The sequence below is a fragment of the Ciceribacter sp. T2.26MG-112.2 genome (assembly GCF_900492205.1).
In the GTDB taxonomy this organism is placed as follows: Bacteria; Pseudomonadota; Alphaproteobacteria; order Rhizobiales; family Rhizobiaceae; genus Allorhizobium; species Allorhizobium naphthalenivorans_A.
On record NZ_UEYQ01000069.1, the window covers coordinates 1 to 435 of the forward strand.

Sequence of the window (435 nt, forward strand, 5' to 3'; positions counted from 1 at the left end):
TTCCCGCCGGTAACGAACCACCTCGACCTTGAGCACCAGATCCCGGACAAAGCAGTCCTTGTAGCCCTTAAAGCGCGACCCGGGCGGTACACTGGCAGGCAGCACCTCTTCACGCGTCACCCGCTTCGTGTCGTTCTTCGGCCCTCGCGGCCGGGGCGCCGGATTCTTGGCCGAGAGCGGCTTGTCACCCGTTGCCTTTTCCATCCCCGACGGTCTGAAGGGTGGGCGGGGCGGCAGGTTTTTAAGCCGCGCAATCTCGTCACGCAGAAGCTGATTGTCGATCTTCAGCCGGGTGTTCTCGAGCCTGAGCTGATCGTTCTCATCGCGAAGCCTTTGGTGTTCAGCTTCGAGCTTCTCAATTCGGGCGTCTGCCCGATCAGCCCGCTCCACCAGACCGGTCACGAGCTCGCGCAGCGCCTTCAGCGACAGCGTGTC

The 435-nt window shown here is 62.8% G+C and carries 1 pseudogene; it reads right to left on the reverse strand.

What is annotated here, in order from left to right:
- Positions 1 to 435 (reverse strand): annotated as a pseudogene (locus DYZ14_RS24245) (IS66 family transposase); the annotation flags it as partial.